Source organism: Diaphorobacter sp. LR2014-1 (genome assembly GCF_002916785.1).
Taxonomy (GTDB): Bacteria; Pseudomonadota; Gammaproteobacteria; order Burkholderiales; family Burkholderiaceae_C; genus Diaphorobacter; species Diaphorobacter nitroreducens.
Map to the genome: position 1 here is coordinate 7,501 of NZ_MTBE01000035.1, position 19,857 is coordinate 27,357.

Annotated in this window: 23 protein-coding genes (1 of these 23 only partly in view); 3 read left to right on the forward strand and 20 right to left on the reverse strand. The window is 68.1% G+C overall.

Going from position 1 to position 19,857, the window contains the following annotated elements; genetic code table 11:
• A protein-coding gene (gene abc-f, locus BV908_RS18250) for a ribosomal protection-like ABC-F family protein (protein WP_103738836.1) crosses the window boundary here: on the forward strand, positions 1-215 show its final stretch. 1,672 nt of this gene lie to the left of the window's left edge; 215 of the gene's 1,887 nt are visible here — the last part of the coding sequence; its start codon lies off the left edge, out of view; its stop codon occupies positions 213-215.
• A 9-nt stretch (positions 216-224) separates the two neighbouring features.
• On the opposite strand, the gene BV908_RS18255 is transcribed toward abc-f, so the two are convergent.
• The 7 genes from BV908_RS18255 to BV908_RS18285 form a co-directional block, all read right to left on the reverse strand.
• Positions 225-1,337 (reverse strand): chemotaxis response regulator protein-glutamate methylesterase, encoded by a 1,113-nt coding sequence (locus tag BV908_RS18255; RefSeq protein WP_103738837.1) that lies wholly within the window; start codon positions 1,335-1,337, stop codon positions 225-227.
• Between the two features lie 37 nt (positions 1,338-1,374).
• On the reverse strand, positions 1,375-2,112 hold the full coding sequence (cheD, locus tag BV908_RS18260; RefSeq protein ID WP_041838896.1) for a chemoreceptor glutamine deamidase CheD: 738 nt from the start codon (positions 2,110-2,112) through the stop codon (positions 1,375-1,377).
• A gap of 40 nt (positions 2,113-2,152) precedes the next feature.
• The gene (locus BV908_RS18265; protein ID WP_103738838.1) at positions 2,153-3,046 is read right to left on the reverse strand and encodes a CheR family methyltransferase; all 894 of its coding nucleotides are present in this window, start codon (positions 3,044-3,046) and stop codon (positions 2,153-2,155) included.
• Between the two features lie 48 nt (positions 3,047-3,094).
• Positions 3,095-3,583 (reverse strand): chemotaxis protein CheW, encoded by a 489-nt coding sequence (locus tag BV908_RS18270; RefSeq protein WP_011806876.1) that lies wholly within the window; start codon positions 3,581-3,583, stop codon positions 3,095-3,097.
• Between the two features lie 33 nt (positions 3,584-3,616).
• On the reverse strand, positions 3,617-5,749 hold the full coding sequence (locus BV908_RS18275) for a chemotaxis protein CheW (RefSeq protein ID WP_047349183.1): 2,133 nt from the start codon (positions 5,747-5,749) through the stop codon (positions 3,617-3,619).
• A 51-nt stretch (positions 5,750-5,800) separates the two neighbouring features.
• Complete coding sequence (locus tag BV908_RS18280) at positions 5,801-6,163, reverse strand: response regulator (protein WP_011806878.1); 363 nt, start codon at positions 6,161-6,163, stop codon at positions 5,801-5,803.
• Positions 6,164-6,231: 68 nt separating this feature from the next.
• Positions 6,232-6,678 carry a hypothetical protein gene (locus tag BV908_RS18285; protein ID WP_015914337.1) on the reverse strand — a complete coding sequence of 149 codons (447 nt, stop codon included), beginning with the start codon at positions 6,676-6,678 and terminating at the stop codon, positions 6,232-6,234.
• 150 nt (positions 6,679-6,828) lie between these two features.
• On the opposite strand from BV908_RS18285, the gene BV908_RS18290 reads away from it, so the two are divergent.
• Both BV908_RS18290 and BV908_RS18295 read left to right on the forward strand, forming a co-directional pair.
• Positions 6,829-7,950, forward strand: a complete 1,122-nt coding sequence (locus BV908_RS18290) for an ATP-binding protein (protein ID WP_103738839.1) — start codon at positions 6,829-6,831, stop codon at positions 7,948-7,950.
• Complete coding sequence (locus tag BV908_RS18295; protein ID WP_103738840.1) at positions 7,947-8,576, forward strand: response regulator transcription factor; 630 nt, start codon at positions 7,947-7,949, stop codon at positions 8,574-8,576. Before BV908_RS18290 ends, BV908_RS18295 begins: the two co-directional genes overlap by 4 nt.
• A gap of 98 nt (positions 8,577-8,674) precedes the next feature.
• Here BV908_RS18295 and fliR read toward each other — a convergent pair whose 3' ends face one another.
• The 13 genes from fliR to fliF form a co-directional block, all read right to left on the reverse strand.
• Complete coding sequence (gene fliR, locus BV908_RS18300; protein ID WP_011806882.1) at positions 8,675-9,445, reverse strand: flagellar biosynthetic protein FliR; 771 nt, start codon at positions 9,443-9,445, stop codon at positions 8,675-8,677.
• Positions 9,446-9,450: 5 nt separating this feature from the next.
• Complete coding sequence (fliQ, locus tag BV908_RS18305) at positions 9,451-9,720, reverse strand: flagellar biosynthesis protein FliQ (protein ID WP_103738841.1); 270 nt, start codon at positions 9,718-9,720, stop codon at positions 9,451-9,453.
• A 10-nt stretch (positions 9,721-9,730) separates the two neighbouring features.
• A complete protein-coding gene (fliP, locus tag BV908_RS18310) occupies positions 9,731-10,486 on the reverse strand; it encodes a flagellar type III secretion system pore protein FliP (protein ID WP_011806884.1) in 756 nt (251 codons plus the stop codon).
• Positions 10,479-10,841, reverse strand: a complete 363-nt coding sequence (locus BV908_RS18315) for a flagellar biosynthetic protein FliO (protein ID WP_103738842.1) — start codon at positions 10,839-10,841, stop codon at positions 10,479-10,481. The genes fliP and BV908_RS18315 overlap by 8 nt, the downstream gene beginning before the upstream one ends.
• 7 nt (positions 10,842-10,848) lie before the next feature.
• The gene (gene fliN, locus BV908_RS18320; RefSeq protein ID WP_011806886.1) at positions 10,849-11,298 is read right to left on the reverse strand and encodes a flagellar motor switch protein FliN; all 450 of its coding nucleotides are present in this window, start codon (positions 11,296-11,298) and stop codon (positions 10,849-10,851) included.
• Positions 11,288-12,292: a flagellar motor switch protein FliM gene (fliM, locus tag BV908_RS18325; RefSeq protein WP_011806887.1), complete on the reverse strand. Its 1,005-nt coding sequence runs from the start codon at positions 12,290-12,292 to the stop codon at positions 11,288-11,290. Before fliM ends, fliN begins: the two co-directional genes overlap by 11 nt.
• Before the next feature lie 15 nt (positions 12,293-12,307).
• The gene (locus tag BV908_RS18330) at positions 12,308-12,880 is read right to left on the reverse strand and encodes a flagellar basal body-associated FliL family protein (protein ID WP_088888282.1); all 573 of its coding nucleotides are present in this window, start codon (positions 12,878-12,880) and stop codon (positions 12,308-12,310) included.
• Between the two features lie 208 nt (positions 12,881-13,088).
• Positions 13,089-14,399 (reverse strand): flagellar hook-length control protein FliK, encoded by a 1,311-nt coding sequence (locus tag BV908_RS18335; RefSeq protein WP_103738843.1) that lies wholly within the window; start codon positions 14,397-14,399, stop codon positions 13,089-13,091.
• A gap of 2 nt (positions 14,400-14,401) precedes the next feature.
• A complete protein-coding gene (gene fliJ, locus BV908_RS18340; protein WP_103738844.1) occupies positions 14,402-14,866 on the reverse strand; it encodes a flagellar export protein FliJ in 465 nt (154 codons plus the stop codon).
• A gap of 27 nt (positions 14,867-14,893) precedes the next feature.
• Positions 14,894-16,297 carry a flagellar protein export ATPase FliI gene (gene fliI / locus BV908_RS18345; protein WP_103738845.1) on the reverse strand — a complete coding sequence of 468 codons (1,404 nt, stop codon included), beginning with the start codon at positions 16,295-16,297 and terminating at the stop codon, positions 14,894-14,896.
• Complete coding sequence (locus BV908_RS18350) at positions 16,287-17,024, reverse strand: FliH/SctL family protein (protein WP_103738846.1); 738 nt, start codon at positions 17,022-17,024, stop codon at positions 16,287-16,289. Before BV908_RS18350 ends, fliI begins: the two co-directional genes overlap by 11 nt.
• 22 nt (positions 17,025-17,046) lie before the next feature.
• Positions 17,047-18,042, reverse strand: coding sequence for a flagellar motor switch protein FliG (gene fliG, locus BV908_RS18355; protein WP_103738847.1), 996 nt, complete (start codon positions 18,040-18,042; stop codon positions 17,047-17,049).
• Positions 18,043-18,075: 33 nt separating this feature from the next.
• Positions 18,076-19,767 (reverse strand): flagellar basal-body MS-ring/collar protein FliF, encoded by a 1,692-nt coding sequence (gene fliF / locus BV908_RS18360; protein ID WP_103738848.1) that lies wholly within the window; start codon positions 19,765-19,767, stop codon positions 18,076-18,078.
• Positions 19,768-19,857: the final 90 nt, after the last annotated feature.

Here is a 19,857-nt window from a genome sequence, read left to right on the forward strand (position 1 = left end):
AGAAGCTAAGCTACAAGGAGCAGCGCGAACTGGAGCAGCTACCTACCCAGATCGACGCACTGGAGGCCGAGCAAAAGGCAATCCGCGAAGAATTGGCGGACGGCAGCCTGTACAGCCGGGACGGCGCGCGGGCGACGGCACTGCACACGCGTGACGGAGAGATCGAAGATCTGTTGATGCAGGCGCTGGAGCGCTGGTCCGCGCTCTCGTCCTGACGAGGCCGGTCAGATGCGGTGGTGCAACCGGTCGGTGGAGCCGCGCAGGCGCGCAATCAGTGCCTGTGCAATCTGCGACAGCGGCAGCACCTCGTCGGCCGCCCCATGGGCGATGGCCTCGCGCGGCATGCCGAAGACGATACAACTGGCTTCGTCCTGCACGTAGTTGTAGCTGCCTGCGTCGCGCATCTCACGCATGGCAGCAGCGCCATCGCCGCCCATGCCGGTGAGCATGATGCCGTAGGCATTGCGCCCCACCACGGCGGCAGCCGACTTGAACAGCACCTCCACCGAAGGCTTGTGCCGGTTGACCGGCGGGCTGTCATCCACCACCGCTACATAGTTGGCGCCGCTGCGTGCCAGGTAGAACTGCCGCCCCCCCGGCGCAATATAGGCATGGCCGGGCAGAATCCGCTCGCCGTTCACCGCCTCTTTGACCGTGATCTGGCACAGGCTGTTGAGCCGCGCGGCAAAACTGGTGGTGAACCCTGGCGGCATGTGCTGGGTGATCACGATGGCCGGAGAGTCCGCCGGCATATGGATCAGGACCTCGCGGATGGCCTCGGTGCCGCCGGTCGACGCGCCAATGCAGATCACCTTTTCGGTAGAGACGCGCCCCAGCAGCGCCGACGCCGCGGGAGCGGGGGCCGCCGCGGGAGCGGCACCTGCATCGGGGTGGACAATAGCTGCGGCGCTGCGCGCGGGGGCGCGCCGCACATGGGCCACGGCCGCAACGCGGATCTTGTCCACGATCTGAGCCGCCAATTCGTTCAGTCCGCTGGACAGCCCCACGCGCGGCTTGGCGACGAAATCCACGGCCCCCAGTTCGAGCGCCCGCATGGTCACTTCGGCGCCGCGCTCGGTCAGGGTCGAGATCATCACCACGGGCATCGGCCGCAGGCGCATCAAGCGCCCCAGGAAGTCGATGCCGTCCATGCGCGGCATCTCCACATCGAGCGTGATCACGTCGGGATTTTTCTCGCGGATCATCTCGCGCGCGATCAGCGGGTCGTTGGCCGTGCCGATGCACTCCATGTCGCTCTGGCGGTTGATGATCTCCGACAGCAGGCTGCGCACCAATGCCGAATCGTCCACCACGATCACCCTGATCTTGCCGCTCATGCCTTTCAAATCCTTGCTGTGTTGTTAGTGCCGCCGATCAGAACAGATCCACGGAGCCTCCGCTGGTGGCGCGCGCCACGGTAGCCGCGTTGCCTCGCACCACTTCCTGCTCCAGCGTTTCTGGATGGGCATGCGCCAGGCGCTTGACCATCACCTTGCCCGTCACCGGAAAGAACACCACTTTGCGCGGATAGATGTCGAGCACGTCCTCCGACACCACCGGAATGCGCTCCGTGGCCAGATAGTCTTGCACAAAGCGGGTGTTGCGCTCGCCCACGTTGAGCGTGGTGAAGTTGTGCATCACCTGGGCGCCGCCGAAGATCTTGGCCTGCAGCGTCTCGCGGCGAGCGCCCAGTTTCATCATCTCATTGATGAGCAGTTCCATGGCGTAGGAACCATACCGGCCCGACGCATCGGCGCTGTCCCCCTCGGGCAGCATGAAGTGGTTCATGCCTCCCACGCGCATGCGGCTGTCCCACAGGCAGGCGGCAATGCACGATCCCAGCACCGTCATGATGGCCAGGCTGTCGTGCGAGACAAAAAACTCGCCTGGCAAGACCTTCACCGCGTTGTGCTGGAAATGGTGATCAAAAAAGAAGAACGATGCCTCACCCGGCCTGCGCGGACAGGCCTTGAGCTCCTGGAGCGACATGGCAGGCGCGGTGCCTGCGGAGGCATTCGCAGGCAAAGGCGTGATGCGGGGCGTGCGCCGGCGCTCCAGCCCCCCGCCCGGCAAGGCAGAGGGCCGTGGATCAGCTCCGGGTGTGATGCTCATGGATTCGCCAGCGCCTCGCGGTAGGTCAAAAATGCCCGCATCAGATGCGTTCGTACACCGTCTTGCCTCGCAAGGCAAAAAGGTCGCGCGAATCGCTGAAGTTCTCGGCATGCCCCACGAACAGCATGCCGCCGGGCTTGAGCACACGGTGGATGCGCTCCAGCACCCGTCGCTGGGTGGGGCCGTCAAAATAAATCATCACGTTGCGGCAAAAGACCACGTCGAAGGGCTCGCGGAACGGCCAGTCGTCGCGGATCAGGTTCACGCTCAGGAACTCGATGGGTTTGCGCAACTCGGGGCGCACACGTGCCAGCCCGGCGTTGCTGCCCTTGCCGCGCAGAAAGAAGCGCTGCAGGCGCTCTTGGCTCAAGCCCTTCAGACCGTCGAGGCGATAGACCCCGCGGGCGGCCGTGGCCAGCACCCGCGAATCGATGTCGCTGGCCATCAGCTTGAAAGACGCGTTGGTGCCCAGGGTTTCCAGGACCGTCATCGCGATCGAGTAAGGTTCTTCGCCGGTCGATGCCGCATTGCACCAGATGTTCCATGGCCCGGCAGAGCGCATGCGCAGCAGCGACGCCAGGATCTCGAAATGGTGTTGCTCGCGAAAGAACGCCGTGAGGTTGGTGGTCAGGGCGTTCACAAACTCTTGCCACTCCGGCCCGTCGTGGCCTTCCAGCCAGCTCAGGTACTCATGAAAGCTGTCGTACCCGGTATCGCGCAGGCGGCGCGACAGGCGGCTGTACACCATGGCGTGCTTGCCATCATGCAGGCTGATGCCGGCGCGCTGGTAGATCAGGGACTGCACCCGCGCGAAGTCCTGATGGGTCCAGGCGAACTCGCGCCCTTCGCCACTCTCGGCCACGGGAGCAGCAGCCCCCGCAGCGGGGCGGGCCGGGCGCCGTGGCGCGGCGGTGGGGCTGGCGGTCAGGCTCATGGCGCGCTCGTCAACGTGTGTATAGCGGGAAGGCTGCGGCTCGCCGCATCAATCCCCGGCCATGGCAAGGCCCATGTCCATGCCGGCCATGAGTTTTTCGATGTCCAGCAGGATGAGCATGCGGTCGCCCACCGAGCCAAGCCCGCGGATGCACTGCGCGTCGATGGAGCTCTCGATGTCCGGGGCCGTGCGAACCTGTTCGGGCGTCAGCTCCATCACGTCGCTCACGGAATCCACCACGATGCCCACCACCCGCTCGCGCAGGTTCAGGATGATGACGACCGTGAAGCTGTTGTACTCGGCCTGCGCACAGTTGAAGCGCAGCCGCATGTCCACGATCGGCACGATGGTGCCTCGCAGGTTGGTCACCCCTTTGATGAAAGCCGGCGCATGGGCGATGCGCGTGGGGTTTTCATAGCCGCGGATTTCCTGCACCTTGAGGATGTCGATGCCGTATTCCTCCTGGCCCAGGCGGAACGTCAGGTATTCCCTCGCGCCCGCAGCCGTGGTCTCTGCGCCCTTGTCCACCAGACTCATGCCCTCACTCCTCGTCGTTCAGCGTTTCGCAATTCAGTGGCGCGCACGGCGCACCAGGGCAGCCGTGTCCAGAATCAAGGCCACGGTGCCATCCCCCAGAATGGTGGCGCCCGACACGTTGGGCACCTTGCGGTAGTTGGTCTCCAGGTTCTTCACCACCACCTGATGCTGCCCCAGCAGTTCGTCAACCAGCACGGCCACGCGGCTGCCATCGGCCTCCACCACCACCATGATGCTGCTGGTGGAATTCGCGTCGGGGCGCGGCACCTGGAAGATCTTCTCCAGCGCCACCACGGGCATGTATTCGTCGCGCACCTTCACCAGTTGGGAGCCCTGGGCCACGGTGTTCACTTCGCCACCGTTGACCTGGAACGACTCCACCACCGACGACAGCGGCAGGATGTACACCTCGTCGCTCACGCCCACCGACATGCCGTCCATGATGGCCAGCGTCAGCGGCAGGCGCACGGACACACGCATGCCGTAGCCTTCAGCGGAATCAATCTCCACCGAACCGCCCAGCGCGGTGATGTTGCGCTTGACCACGTCCATGCCCACGCCGCGGCCCGAGACATCGGTCACCACATCCGCCGTGGAGAACCCGGGCGCGAAGATCAGGTTCCAGACCTCGCTGTCGGGCATGGCGTCGGAAACATCCAGCCCACGCTCGCGCGCCTTCTTGAGGATCTTCTCGCGCGACATGCCCTTGCCGTCGTCGCGCACCTCGATCACGATGGAGCCCCCCTGGTGCGATGCCGACAGCGTGATGGTGCCGTGTTCTGGCTTGCCCGCAGCCAGGCGGTCGGCGGGCATCTCGATGCCGTGGTCGCAGCTGTTGCGCACCAGGTGGGTCAGCGGGTCGGTGATCTTCTCGACCAGGCTCTTGTCCAGTTCGGTCGCCTCGCCGTGGGTGACGAAATCCACCTTCTTGCCCAGCTTGCCCGCCAAGTCACGCAGCATGCGCGGGAATCGGTTGAACACGATCGACATGGGAATCATGCGGATCGACATCACGGATTCCTGCAGGTCGCGCGTGTTGCGGTCCAGGTCGGCCAGGCCTGCCAGCAGTTGCTGGTAGACGCCCGCATCCAGGCCACGGCTGTTCTGCGCCAGCATGGCCTGGGTGATGACCAGTTCGCCCACCAGGTTGATGAGCTGATCCACCTTGCTCACCGCCACGCGGATGGTGGACGATTCCATGGAGGCCTGCGCGCCGCCCTTGGCCTCGGCGGAGGCGGCACGCGCGGCGGGCCGCTCAGCAGCACTGGCCGGTGCGGCGGCAGGAGCGGCCTCGACAGGCACGCCCGGCGCGCCGGCAAAGAAGCCGTACGGCTCGGCCAGGGCCGCAGCGGATGGCTCCAGCGGCTCATGGGCCTCTTGCGCGGCAGGCGCCGCGGAGGTCGCCGCGTCGTGGATGGCCACCTGCTCCTTCGCCACATGGAATGCGAACAGGTCCAGCAGATCCTCGTCCGTGGACGTGGTCTGCACTGCGAACCGGCGCATGCCGGGGCGGTCTTCCGGCAGATCGTTGATGCTGCCCAAGCCCGGGATGTCGCGGAACAGGTCCTTGATCGCATCGGCCAATGTCACCTGGGCCAATGGACCGATGTGGATCTCCAGCGAGCGAGCGCCGCCGGGGACCGCCGCAGCGGGCACCACCGGCGCCACCGCGGGCGTGGGCGCAGGTGCCGCAGCAACCACAGGCGCTGGAGCGGGTACCGCTGCGGCGGGCGCTGCCGCTGGCACGGCGCCGGCCGCCAGTTCGCTGATGCGGCGCACGAGGTCATGCGTGGAAACCGCCTCACCCTGCCCGCCCGCCTGATGGCGTGCCAGCAGGCTGCGCGAGGCGTCCGCCGACTCCAGCAGCACGTCCACCATCTGCGGGATCAGCTGCAGTTCGTGGCGACGCAGCCGGTCCAGCAGCGATTCCATTTGGTGCGTGAGTTCCGCCACATCCGAAAAACCGAAGGTGGCCGAGCCGCCCTTGATGGAATGCGCGCAGCGGAAGATGCCGTTCAGCTCTTCGTCGTTGGCGGCATCCACGTCCAGGTCCAGCAGCATCTGCTCCATCTGGTCCAGGTTCTCGCCGGCCTCTTCGAAGAAGATCTGATAGAACTGGCTGAGGTCAAAGTCCGCGCCTGCGCCCTCTTGGTAGGTATCCGCCATGGTCCCGAGTTCCTGTGTGCTACGTCGTAGGTGTTGGTGTGGCCGGCGCGATCAGCGGATGACCTTTTGGATCACTTCGATGAGGCGCGTGGGGTCGAACGGCTTGACCAGCCAGCCGGTGGCGCCCGCGCTGCGGCCGGCCTGCTTCATCTGGTCGCTGGATTCCGTCGTGAGGATGAGGATGGGAATGCTCTTGAAGCGCGGATGCTCGCGCAGCTTGCGCGTGAGGCCGATGCCGTCCAGGCGCGGCATGTTCTGGTCGGCCAGCACCAGATGGATGTCGTGGGTCTCGGCCTTTTCCAGCGCGTCCTGGCCATCCACCGCTTCCACCACGTGGTACCCCGCTCCGGTGAGCGTGAAGGAAACCATTTTCCGCATGGACGGAGAATCATCGACCGCAAGAATGGACTGCATGTAAAGCTCCAACGACTTTTGATTTGAATAAGGTTAATGGGTTGGGAGATACGGGAACCGCGCCTGGATCAGAACAGCTCGATCGAGCCGGCCTCCATCTCGCTTTGCGTGACAGGGTTGGGCCGATCGGGCACCACGCCCTCCAGCGGCGCGGCGTCCTCCCCCTCTTCTTGTCCCATGGTCTCGGCCGCCAGGCGAAAGGCGCATCCCTGCAACACCTTGGTAGTGTGGATGATGAGCTGGGTCGCCATGTCGTGAAACTGCAACTCCGTCACTGCACTGCGCAAGGCGGTGCGCAAATCGGCCAACTCTGCCGACGCGCCGATGAGCTCATCCGTCAGCGAGGCGTTGGCCTCGCCGAAACGCGCGAGCAGATTCTCGGTGGCGTGGTTGAGCAGCCCCTCCAGCCGGTGCAGGTCGTGCATGGCCATCAGCAGGGAATCCTGCAACTCGGCCGCCACCATGACGGGCACCTGCACGGCAGGCCCATCTGGCGTATTTAGCGTAGATTGCATCGTTTCTCCATTGCTGCTGGCGCACAGCCGGCGGCACCATCGTCCGGGGCCCCAATCCTGTCGCCTGTGCTGCAGCATTACGGCATCCGCTGCACCGCGCCACAGGCTGAACTGACCGTTTCGGGCCCAATTTGTTCCAATATGTATCCTATGATACCCACTCCCACCGATCTTGAGGCCCCGAAAAGACCCGTGCGAGTGCTGCATCTCGAGGACTCAACCGCCGACCACGCGCTGGTGCGGCTGACGCTGCGGCGCGCCGGGCTGTCCCATGAGATCCACCAGGTGGACTCCCTGGAGGCCTTCACCGGGTGGCTGGAGCGGGAATCGTTCGACGTGATCCTGGCGGACTACCGCCTGCCCGGCTTCACGGCGCTGGATGCCTGGCGCATCGTGGACCAATGCCCGGGGCACCCGCCCTTCGTGCTGCTGTCCGGCGCGATCGGCGAGGCCGCCGCGGTGGACGCCATGCGGCTGGGCTTTGCCGACTACCTGCTCAAGGACGACATCGCGCGCCTGCCGCATGTGCTGGCGCGTGCGATGGAGGTCGCGCAGGCCCGCCGCGCGCGCGAGGAGGCCGCGGCCGAGTTGGCCGAGTCCCGGCAGCAGCTGGCCGACCTGGCCGAGCACCTGCAGACCTCCATCGAGGAAGAACGCGCCGCCATCGCGCGCGAGATCCATGACGACATCGGCGGCGCACTGGCCGCGGTGAAATTCGACCTGGCGTGGATCGGCCGCCACGCCGGTGAGGACGGCCTGCGCGAGCATGCCAGTACCGCCACAGAGATGCTGCAGCACGCCATCGACGCGGCCCAGCGCCTCATGATGAACCTGCGACCGCCCGTGCTGGACCAGGGCCTCGTGGCCGCCGTGCGCTGGCTGGCCGAGACCTTCGAGCGCCGCACGCGCATCCCCGTGCGCGTCACCGCCAGCCGCGAGGCGCTGGACGTGCCGCCCGCGCTGCAACTGGTGGCCTACCGCACCGCGCAAGAGGCGCTGACCAACGTGCAAAAGCACGCGCAGGCCGGCCACGTGCGCATCGATCTGTCGGACCACGAGGACGTGCTGACGCTGGAGGTGGCCGACGACGGCCGCGGCATGGCGCCCGAGATGCGCAAGAAGCCCCGCTCCTTCGGCCTGCAGGGCCTGCAGGAGCGCGCGCGGCGCGCGGGCGGCTGGCTGGACATCAGTAGCCGGCCGGGGCATGGCACGTCGGTGATCATGACCGTGCCGCTAACATCGCCCGCAGGCAAAGCAGGAGATGTGCAGTGATCCAGGTGGTGCTATGCGATGACCATGCCGTGCTGCGGCGCGGCATACGCGACACGCTGACCGAGTCGCCCGATATCCACGTGACCGGCGAGGCCGGCAGTTATCCCGAGTTGCGCGAGGTGCTGCGCACGGCCGCTTGCGACGTGCTGCTGCTGGACCTGAACCTGCCCGGGCGCAGCGGCCTGGAGGTGATGGCCAGCCTGAAAGAGACGCACCCGGACATCAAGGTGCTGATCGTCTCGATGTATCCCGAGGACCAGTACGCGCTGCGCTGCCTGAAGGCCGGGGCGCACGGCTACGCCAACAAGGCGGGCGACCCGGTGCAGCTCATCGCCGCGGTGCAGACCATCGTGCAGGGGCGCAAGTACCTCACGCCCGAGGTGGCGCAGTTGCTGGCCGACAGCCTGGCGCAGCCCACGCCCGAGCTGCCGCATGAATCGCTGTCGGAGCGCGAACTGCAGACGCTGGTGAAGATCGCCTCGGGCAAGCGCCTGTCAGACATCGCCGAGGAGCTGATGCTCAGCCCCAAGACCGTGAGCGTGTACCGCGCGCGGGTGCTGGAAAAGCTCAAGCTGGCCAACAACGCGGAGCTGACGGTGTACGCGATCCGCAATCGGTTGGTATGAAAACAATAGCTGCCACCGCTTGATGCACAAGCATTTCAATATATTTTGATATTGAGAATGGCTTGCAGCAAGCGCTAGCAGCTCTCTTTTTTGACCGGCTAACGCGGCGCGGCGAACAGGTCGATGGACTGCTGCAGCAGCGCCAGCATGGGCTGCTCCAGCATCGGCAGCGTGGCCGTGATGCCCAGCATGCCCACCGTGAGCGTGACCGGGAAGCCCACGGCATAGATGTTCATCTGCGGCGCCACGCGCGAGATGATGCCCAGGGTCAGGTTCACGAACAGCAGCAGCGCAATCATGGGCAGCGCGATCCACAAAGCGCTGGAGAACAGCGACGCGCCCAGCTCGTGCAGCCGCATCTGCCCAATGGCCTGCAGAAAGTTGCCGCCCACGGGGAAGCTGTCGAAACTCTTGACCACGGCCATCAACACCATCAGGTGGCCGTTGATCACCACGAACAGCAGCATGGAGATGTTGCCGAAGAAGCGCGCCACCGCGCTCACCTGCGCATTGCTCGCGGGGTCGAAGAATGAAGCGAAGTTCAGGCCCATCTGCAGGCCGATGATTTCGCCGGCCAGCTCCACGGCCGCGAACACCAGACGCACCGCGAAGCCCATCGCCAGGCCAATCCCCACCTGCTGCACCACCGCGCCCGCAGCCTCACGGCTGTTCAGGCTGATGACCGGCTGCTCGGGCAGCACTGCCTGCGCGCACACCGCCACCAAAAAGGCCAGCCCGATGCGCGTGCGCACCGGGATCACGCGCATCGAGAACACCGGCGCCGACGTGAACAGCGCCAGCACGCGCAGGAACGGCCACAGCACCGGCGACAGCCAGGCCATGATCTGCGCCTCGGTGAAGGTGATCAAGATGCCTACCCGACGACGGACGGAATGGCCTCGATCGTGCGGCGCAGGAAGTCCACCAGCGTGGTCAGCATCCACGGCCCGGCGATCGCGAACACCACCACGGCCGCGATCAGCTTGGGCACGAAGGCCAGCGTGGCCTCCTGAATCTGCGTCACAGCCTGGAAGATGCTCACCAGCAGGCCCACGGCCATCACCACCCCCAGCACCGGCATGGCGATCATCAGCAGCAGGGTGAGCGCATCGCGGCCCATGGTGAGCACGAACTGGGAGGTCATGCGGAATCCTTCACGTCGCGAAGCTCGCGGCCAGCGAGCCGATGAGCAGGTTCCAGCCATCGGCCAGCACGAACAGCATGAGCTTGAACGGCAGCGCCACCAGCACCGGCGACAGCATCATCATGCCCAGCGACATGAGCACGCTGGAGACCACCATGTCGATGATCAGGAACGGAATGAAGATCATGAAGCCGATCTGGAAGGCCGACTTCAGCTCGCTGGTCACGAAGGCCGGCACCAGCACGCGCAGCGGCGCGGTCTCGGCCGTCACGCCCTCGTCCAGCTTGGCCAGGCGTGCGAACAGCGCGAAGTCGGACTGGCGCGTCTGCTTGAGCATGAAGCCGCGCATGGGCGCCTCGGCCTTCTGGATGGCCTGCTCGAAGGTGATGGCGTTGGTGGTGTAGGGCACGTAGGCCTCCTGGTACACCTTGTCCAACGTGGGCCCCATGACGAACAGCGTGAGGAACAGCGACAGGCCGATGATGACCTGGTTGGGCGGCGCGGACTGCGTGCCGATGGCCTGACGCAGCAGCGACAGCACGATCACGATGCGCGTGAAGCCCGTCATCATGAGCAGCACGGCCGGCAGGAACGACAGCGCCGTGAAGAACAGCAGCGTCTGGATGGGCACCGAGTAGCTCGTGCCGCCCGGCCCCGAGCCGATCACCAGCGGCAGCGCACCCGCGGGCTGCTGCTGCGCCCAGGCGGCGCCCGCCAGCAGCAAGCCAGCCGCACCGGCCGCGATGCCGCGCACGGCCTTATGCATGGCCGTCTCCGCCCGCATGCGCCGGTTGTACGGTCTGCTCGCGCGCGGCCGCCATCTCGGCGGCAAACGAAGGCGCTGGCGCCGACCCCGGCGCTGCAGCCGCCGGCAGTACATGCAGGCAGTTGATCTGCTGCGCGGTCACGCCCAGCACCAGCAGCGTGCGCTGCTGCGGCGGGCCGACCTCCACGGTCACCACGCGCTGCTGCGGCCCCACGGCCACCGCCGAGAGCACACGCGAGGCGCCTCCCGCATGGGCCTGCAAGCCGGCTTGGCGCTGCTGCAGCCGGCGAATCAGCCACGGCAAGGCCGCCAGCGCGCCGACGAACAGCACCACCAGCAGCAGCGTCTGCGTCATACCCACGCTATCCACGGCTGACGCGGCGCAGCCGTTCCGAAGGCGTGACCACGTCGGTCAGGCGGATACCGAACTTGTCGTTCACCACCACCACTTCACCCTGGGCGATGAGGTAGCCGTTGACCAGCACGTCCATGGGCTCGCCGGCCAGCGCGTCCAGCTCCACCACCGAGCCCTGGGCCAGCTGCAGGATGTATTTGATCGGCACCTTGGTGCGGCCCAGTTCCACCGACAGCTGCACCGGAATGTCCAGCACCATGTTGATGTCGTGCACCTGCGGCTCGCCGCCGGCGGCATAGGGGCGCGCGGGCTCGCCCGACAACGGGCCTCCCTGCTCGGCATCGATGGTCTGCCCGTCGACGCGCTTTTGCTCTTCCAGTGCCTCGGCCCAGCCGGCAAACGGGTCGTCCGCAGCGGACCCGCCAGAGTTGTCGTTGTGGTCGGATTCAGTTGACATTCTTTTCTCCCATCCAGTGCGCTTCGGCACCGCGCAGGCATTCCTCGATGCGGATCGCGTACTTGGAGTTGTGCGTGCCGTATTGGCACTCGAAAACGGGCACCCCCTCGATGGAGGCGCGGATGCGCGGCTCGCGCTCCAGTTCGATGAAGTCGCCCGGCTTCATGGCCAGCAGTTGCTCCACCGTGGCGTCGGCGCGCGCCAGCTCGGCCACCAGCGTGACCTCGGCGGCCTGGATCTCGCGCGTGAGCACGCGCACCCAGCGCCGGTCCACCTCGATCGCGTCACCCTGCACCGACGAGTACAGCACGTCGCGGATGGGCTCCAGCGTGGCATACGGCATGCAGATGTGGATCGCGCCGGCCAGGTCGCCGATCTCCAGCTGGAAGGCGGTGGACACCACGATCTCGCTGGGCGTGGCGATGTTGGCGAACTGCGGCTGCATCTCCGAGCGCTGGTAGGCCAGCTCCAGGGGGTAGATGCCTTGCCAGGCCTTCTTGTATTCCGCGCAGATCACGTCCACCAGGCGGTTGATCACGCGCTGTTCGGTGGCCGAGAAGTCACGCCCTTCGATGCGGGTCTGGAACTTGCCCACGCCGCCGTACAGCGTGTCGATGATGCCGAACACGAGCGACGGTTCGCACACGACCAGGCCGCTGCCGCGCAGCGGACGAATGGCGACGATGTTGAAGTTGGTCGGCACCACCAGCTCGCGCAGGAAGGCGCTGTAGCGCTGCACCGACACGGTGCCCACGGAGATCTCAGGGCTGCGGCGGATGAAATTGAACAGGCCGATGCGGAAGTTGCGCGCAAACCGCTCGTTGACGATTTCCATCGTCGGCATGCGGCCGCGCACGATGCGCTCCTGGCTGGAGATGTCGTAGTTGCGGACGGCGCCGGCCTCGATCTCCTCCTTGACGGTCTTCTGGCTTTCGCCCGTCACGCCCTCCAGCAGGGCATCGACTTCTTCCTGGGACAGAAAGGACTCACTCATGGCTGCAACCTTTCCTCACTGGATGATGAAGCTGGAGAACAGCACCTGCCGCACCGGATTGGTGTCGGCGCGGGGACGGGGTTCTTCTTCTTCGACATCCTCGTCCAAGGGATCGCGGCTGGCCGAGCGCTTGCGCGGCTTGGGCACGCTGTAGCCCAGCGGGCGCGACACTTCGCGGCGGATGTCCACCGCCAGCTTCTCCTTGCCCTCGCGCGTCAGCAACTCGTCGGTCGTTCGCTGCGACAGCAGCAGCAATACGCCGCTGCGGATGGTGGGCATGTAGGCCTTCACCTGGTCCGCCGTCTTGCCGTCGGCCAGCTCCAGCGTGATGCCCACCTGGGCAAAGCGATCGCCGCCGGGGTCGGCCAGGTTGACCACCATGTTGTCCATGGGCAGGAAGGTGGGAGGTGTCTTGGGCGTGCCCGCCTGGGCGACCGCCCGGCCGCCGCCCTCCTCGTCCTCGGCCGCGTGGCGCTGGGACAGCATCATCCAGGCTGCGGCGCCGCCCGCCACCAGCACCAGGGCGAGAACGGCCAGGATGATGATCAGTTTCTTGCTTTTGGCCGGAGCAGCAGTGTTGTCGGACACGTTGGGGCTTTCTTGCGCAACAAGGGCAGGGGAAGTGGGCCGCGGGCGGCGGGCCGAAAGGCCCTTCCCCGCAGTGATGGCCGATTATTGAACGCCCCGGCGCCCCGCGAAAGCCAGAATAAGCGCCCAAAACCCGGGTTTTCAGCCGCATGCGCCCCGATGCGCACCGCTGCTGCCGGGGCGGCACAGGGGCCACCCCGGCGGTGCGTCAGACGAAAATATCCACCGAGCGCTCGGCCACGCCCCGTCCGCCGCCTGCCTGCCCCGCAGGCGCGGCGGCCTGCACGGCGGCCTGGCGCGCGCCCGGGCGGCCCTCGTCCCGCCGGCCCTGCCGGTCGGCGGCACCGCCACCCGCCGTGTCCACCGTCACGCCGGCGAGCTGCAGCCCCTCGCGCTGCAGCATCTCGCGCAGCTGGGCCGTGCTGCCGTCCAGCCACTGGCGCGCATCGGCTTGGTCGCTGCGGAAGGTCACATGCGCCTCGTCGCCCGTGAGCGCCACCCTCACCTCCACGGGCCGGCCATCCTGGTCCAGCGTCAGTTCGGCATTCTGGGTTTTCTGGTGCACCCAGTAGGCCACCTGCTCGGCCAACTGATCCGCCAGGGCGTCCTCTGCCCCGGCCATGCCCGCCAGCGTGGCGTCGGCCGACTCCAGCCCGGCCCCCTCGGCAGGTGACCTGAAAGGCTCCGCGCCCGAAGTGCCCGCGGCAGCGTCCGCACCCCGCAGTCCCGCGGGGGTGGCGGCCCCGCCCGCGCCCGCCGCTGCGGAGCCAGGTGCGGCGCCCGAGATGCCCGCGGGGGCTGCCTGCGCAGCCATCCATTCGCCGGGCTGGGCCTGCAACGGCGTGCCAGCGACCTGCACGCCGTCGCGCCGCTGCGCGGTCGCATCCGCAGCCTGGGACACCTGCGCCACAAGGTGCGACACCGCATCCGCTGCGTGTTGCGGACCAGAGCGCGCCGCATGGGCACCGGCGCGCAAGGCATCCCCTGCGGCCCCGGCGGCGTCCTGTGCCGCAGCCTGCAGTGCCATGCCTTGCGCGCGCCAGGCTGTGCCGCGGCCCGCGGCGCCGCCGGGCCCCGCCATGGAGGCCCCGCCCTGCAGAGCCGCCCGCTCCGTCGCGCCGTCCAGCAGGGCGGTCTGCCCCACCAGCGTATCCTGCCCCGCGCGCACCAGGCCCAGGCCCAGGCGGCCGGCCAGGGCATCCGCCTGGGCAGCGAGCGCTTCCCCCGTCCGCTGCGCGAGCGCGGCTCCCGGCTGAAGACCCGCCGCCCAGGCTGCCAGCGCGCCCGCGTCCGGCAGCGCCTCGGGCGACTGCAATGCCTCGCCAGCCACCGCCAGCGTGTCCAGCACCGTGGCCGCGCCCTCGCCGCCGCCCAGAGCGGCCAGCAACAGGGCAAAGCCGTCGCCCTGCGCTGCCGCCTTGTCCTCAGCGGCGCTGCCAGCCTTGGCGGAGGCGCCCCTGGCGCCGCGCGCCTCGTGCGCAGCCGGGGAAGGCGAGGAGGAAATACGGGTCTGTTCCATGGTCAATACTCCTGATCCTGCGGGGAGCGTGCCCCCCGCCCGGCGCGCAACGCGGCGCGCTCATCGGTTTGTTTCTGTTCACGGCGCTGCTGCTGTAAGGCCACCTCGGCGCGCCGCCGCTCCAGCACCTTGCGCAGGCTGGCCAGGCGCAGTTCGGCCTCCAGCAGCGCCTGCCGGGCCTTGTCCACACGCACGTCCTGCCCGCTCACCACGCCCGTCTGCAGGCCGATGGCATGGTCCAGCCGGCCCATGAATTGGTAGTGGTGGTACATCACCTCGGGTTGCATGGCGCTGTCGGCCTTCATGCCCCAGCGGCCTTGCGTTTCCGCGGCGTAGCCCGTGAGCTGCTCCAGCTGCGCCTGCGCGGCGTGGCGCGCATCCTGCACGTTCTTGAGCGCCTGGCGCGCGGCGTCGCGCCGGCGTTCGGCCAGCTCCACCGCCACTTCGAAGGCCTTCAGCGACGACATGCGGCGTGCCCTCCCATCGCCCTAGCCTCACGCGCCTTCCAGCGCCTGGCCCATGGCGGCGATGCTGTCGTCCATGGGGGCGGCCTCGAACATGCTCTGCTGCAAAAAGGCTGTCATGCCCGGCTGCAGGCGGATCGCCTCGTCCAGCTGCGGGTCGGATCCGCTCATGTATGCGCCGACCTGGATCAAATCGCGGCTCTTCTGATAGCGCGAGTACACCGCGCGGAAGCCGCGCGCCAGCTCGAAGTGCGCGCGCGGCACGACGTTGTGCATCACGCGCGAGGCAGATTGCTCGATGTCGATGGCCGGGTAGTGCCCGCTTTCGGCCAGCGCGCGCGACAGCACGATGTGCCCGTCCAGGATCGCGCGGGCCGCGTCGGCGATCGGGTCCTGCTGGTCGTCGCCCTCGGACAGTACGGTGTAGAAGGCGGTAATGGAGCCCACGCCGTTCAGTCCGTTGCCGCTGCGCTCCACCAACGCCGGCAGCTTGGCGAAGCAGCTGGGCGGGTAGCCCTTGGTGGCCGGGGGCTCACCGATCGCCAGGGCGATCTCGCGCTGCGCCATGGCGTAGCGCGTGAGCGAGTCCATGAGCAGCAGCACATGCTGGCCCTTGTCGCGGAAGTGCTCGGCAATCGCCGTGGCATAGGCCGCGCCCTGCATGCGCAGGAGCGGCGGTGCATCGGCCGGTGCGGCCACCACCACGGCGCGGCCGCGGTCCTGCACGCCCAGGATGTCTTCGACGAATTCCTTGACCTCGCGCCCGCGCTCACCGATCAGGCCGACCACGATCACGTCGGCCTGGGTGTAGCGGGCCATCATGCCCAGCAGCACGCTCTTGCCCACGCCCGAGCCCGCGAACAGGCCCAGCCGCTGGCCGCGCCCCACCGTCAGCAGGGCGTTGATGGCGCGCACGCCCGTGTCCAGCGGCTGGCGCACGGGGTCGCGCTCCATGGCGTTGATGGGGCTGCGATCCATGGGCCGGGCGGCCACCTGCGTCAGCGGCCCGGCATGATCGAGCGGCTGGCCTTGCGAGTCCACCACGCGCCCCAGCAGGCCCTCGCCAATCGGCAGGCACAGCACGCCGACGCCCGCCCCGGCCTCCTCGGCCTGCTGCGCGCCCAGGCGCAGCGCGGGCACGTAAGCCTCGGCCGGGGTGACGCTGGCGCCGCTGGACAGGCCGTGGGTGTCGCCGGCCGGCATCAGGAATGCCTTGTCGCCCGCAAAACCCACCACCTCGGCCAGCACCGGCTCCTGCCCGGCCATCTGCACCTGGCACTGCGAGCCCACCGGCACGCGGATGCCCGCCGCCTCCAGCACCAGGCCGGTCAGGCGGGTGAGCGTGCCGCGCGCGCACAGCGGCTGCCCCGGCGCCAGGCGCGCGCGGGCCTGGGCCACGAAGTCCGTCCAGGCGCTGGCCTGCTCAATCGGCACTTTCGTCCTCCTTCCAGGCCTGCGTCAGGCCCAGCGCGGCAATCGCGCGGCGCCAGCGCTTGTCCAGCGAGCCGTCCACCACCATGCCTGCCGACTCCACCATGCAGTCGCCCGGCGCCACGGCGGCGTCGGCCAGCCACTGGATGCGGGCGCTGTCGAATTCCTCGCGCAGCGGCTGCTCCAGCGCCGCCAGGTCTTGCGGGTTCAGGCGCACCGTGGCCGGGCGGCTCTCGCCCGCCAGCATGCCCACGGCCTCGCGCACCACGGGCAGCACCGCCTGCTGGTTGACCGACAGCTCCTGGCGCACCACCTGGCGGGCAATGTCGCAGGCCAGCTGCAGCAGGTCCTGCGCCATGGTCTGCTGCATGCCGGACAGGCTGGCCTCCATGGCCTGCGCCACGCCCGCCAGGCGTTCGGCGGCCTCGCGGCCCTGGCCTGCCACGTACTCGTCCATGCGCTGCTGCCACTGCAGATGCGCCTGCTCCTGCCCCTCGGCAAAGCCGCGCGCGTGGCCCTCGTCGTGCGCCTGCCGCACCAGCGCCTGGTGCTCGGCCTCGGGGATGCCCGGCTCGGGCGCAATCACCTCGGGCTCGGGCGGCGCCTGCGGCTCCAGCCGGGCGGCACGCCCGGCATCCGCGCCATCGACATCGCCAAACTCCCAGCGCGTGACGTCGTTCACCTCCTCGCGGGGGATGAAACGGCTGTAGTGTCGGCGGGCGGTCATCATGGTTCAGCTTTCTGCGCCAAGGTCAGACAAAGGCGTCGTCGCCGCCGCCGGACAGCGCAATCTGCCCCTCGTCGGCCAGGCGGCGCACCGTCTTGAGAATTTCTTTTTGCTGCGCCTCCACCTCGGACAGGCGCATCGGGCCGCGCGACTCCAGGTCTTCGCGCATGGCGCCCGCCGCGCGGGTGGACATGTTGGCCAGAATCTTGTCGCGCACCTCGGGCTGCGCGCCCTTGAGGGCCACCACCAGCGTCTCGGAGGCCACCTCGCGCAGCACGGTCTGGATGGCGCGGCCGTCCAGCTTGGCGATGTCGTCGAACACGAACATCTTGTCCATGATCTTCTGCGCCAGGTCCATGTCGTAGCCGCGGATGGACTCCAGCACCGCGCCGTCCATGCCCGAGCCCATCAGGTTGATGATCTCGGCCGCCGCCTTCACGCCGCCCAGCGAGCTCTTGCGCACCTTGTCGCCGCCCGCCAGCACCTTGAACAGCACCTCGTTCAAGTCCTTGAGCGCCGTGGGCTGAATGCCCTCCAGCGTGGCGATGCGCAGCATCACCTCGGCGCGCTGGCGCTCGGTGAACTGCTTGAGAATTTCGGAAGACTGCTCCGGGTCCAGGTGCACCAGGATGGCGGCCACGATCTGCGGGTGCTCATGGCGCAGCAGCTCGGCCACCGACAGCGGGTCCATCCACTTCAGGCTCTCGATGCCCGACACGTCGCCGCCCTGCAGGATGCGGTCGATCAGCAGCGCCGCCTTGTCGTCGCCCAGCGCGCGCTTGAGCACGGCACGCACGTAGTTGCTGGTGTCGGACACCAGCAGGCTTTGCGCGGCCGCATCGCTGGTGAAACGGTTGAGCACCTCGTCCACCTTCTCGCGGGAGACGGTGCGCATGCGCGCGATGGTCTCGCCCAGCTTCTGCACTTCCTTGGGCGACAGGTGCTTGAAGACCTCGGCGGCCTCTTCCTCGCCCAGGGACATCAGCATGATGGCGGCGTCGTTCAGGCCTTGCTCATCCATGACGGCCTCGTGCTTCGGTACAGGCCAACGGCGTCATTCGCCGTTGACCCAGGTTTTCAGAATGCTGGCCACGGCCACCGGGTTCTCGCGCGCCAGCTGGCGCGCCTCGTCCAGGCGCAGCTGCTCCGGCGTGGGCTGCAGCTCCTGCGCCTGCACCGGCGCGGGCAGGGCCGGGCGCTGCAGCTCCTCGCCCTCCACGGCGTTCAGCTGCGCGCCCTGCAGCTGCGGGGGCTGCCTGTCGGCGGCGCGCCCCTTGAGCACCGGGCGCACCAGGCCCAGCAGGATCAGCGCCACCGCCAGCGATATGCCCACGGGCCAGCCCAGCGACTTGGCCAGCTCGATCGTCTCGGGCTGCTTCCACAGGGGCTGCTCGCCCGTGGCCGCCTCTTCCACCAGGAAGGGCGCATTCATCAGGTTGACCGAGTCGCCGCGCTCCTTGTTGAAGCCGATCGTCTCGCGCACCAGGGCCGTCATCTGCTCGATCTGCTCGGGCGTCAGCGCCGTGGCCACCGGGGGCTTGCCCGGCCCTTCGCTGACCGGCTGGTAGTTGACCACCACGGCCGCATTCACGCGCTTGATGGCGCCCGCGCCGCCGCGCGTGACCTGCGTGGTCTTGTCCACCTCGTAGTTGGTGATGGACTCGCGCTTGCCCTGCGCTCCCCCCGCGCCGCCCTGCGCGCCGCCAGCCGTGGGAGCGGGGTTGGCGCCGTTGATGGGGGCCGTGGAGCCCTGCGGCGGCTGGTTGGTCACCGCGCCGGGCACGCCAGTGGGCATGGCCGCGCCGGGCGTGCCGCCCGTCTCCACCACCTGCTGGCTGCGCACGGCGCTGGCGTCCAGCGCCAGATTGGGCTTGTGCTGCTCCACGGTCTGCTCGGTGTGGCTGAAATCCACCTCGGCCGTCACCTGGGCCTTGACGTTGTTCTTGCCCACCACGGGCTCCAGCAAGTCCAGGATGCGGCGCGCGTACTGCTGCTCGATCAGCTGCACATAGGCCAGCTGCTGCGCGTCCACCCCGCTGCCCGCGCCGCCCATGTCGGGCGTCTGCGACAGCAGCTTGCCGGTGTCGTCCAGCACGCTCACGGCCGACGGCGCAAGCTCCGGCACGCTGGACGCCACCAGGTGCACGATGCCCGCCAGCTGCGTGCGGTCAAGCACCCGCCCGGGGTACAGGCCCAGCAGCACCGAGGCCGAGGGCTTTTGCTGCTCGCGGAAAAAACCATTTTGATTGGGCAGCGCCAGGTGCACGCGCGCGGTCTGCACCGAGGCCAGCGCCTGGATGGAGCGCGTCAGCTCCCCCTCCAGCCCGCGCTGGAAGTTCAGCCGCTCCTGGAACTGGGTCACGCCGAAGCGGTTGCCCTCCATCAGCTCGAAGCCCGCCACCGAGCCCTTGGGCAGGCCCTGCGTGGCCAGGCGCAGGCGCACGTCGTGCACCCGGTCGGCGGGCACCATGATGGCGCCGCCGCCCTCGGTGTACTTGTAGGGCACGTTCATGGTGGCCAGCTGGGCGACGATGGCGCCGCCGTCCTTGTCATTCAGGCCCGAGAACAGCACCCGGTAATCCGGCTGGCGGCCAAAGAAGAAGGCCGCCGCCAGCACCGCCAGCAACAGCCCCGCCGCCGCCCCCAGGCGCAGGCGCGCGGCGCGGTCGAGCGACGTCAGCCGCTGCAGCAGGCCATTGCTGGCGGCGGCGGGCGGGGTCACGGGAACTTCGGCTACTGCGGACATCGTGCTTTCCAAAATCGGCTGGCGCCAGGCAAGGCTCTGGCGTGTGCCGATTATGGGATCAGGCCCCGGCGCCATTCGCTGGATTAGGCG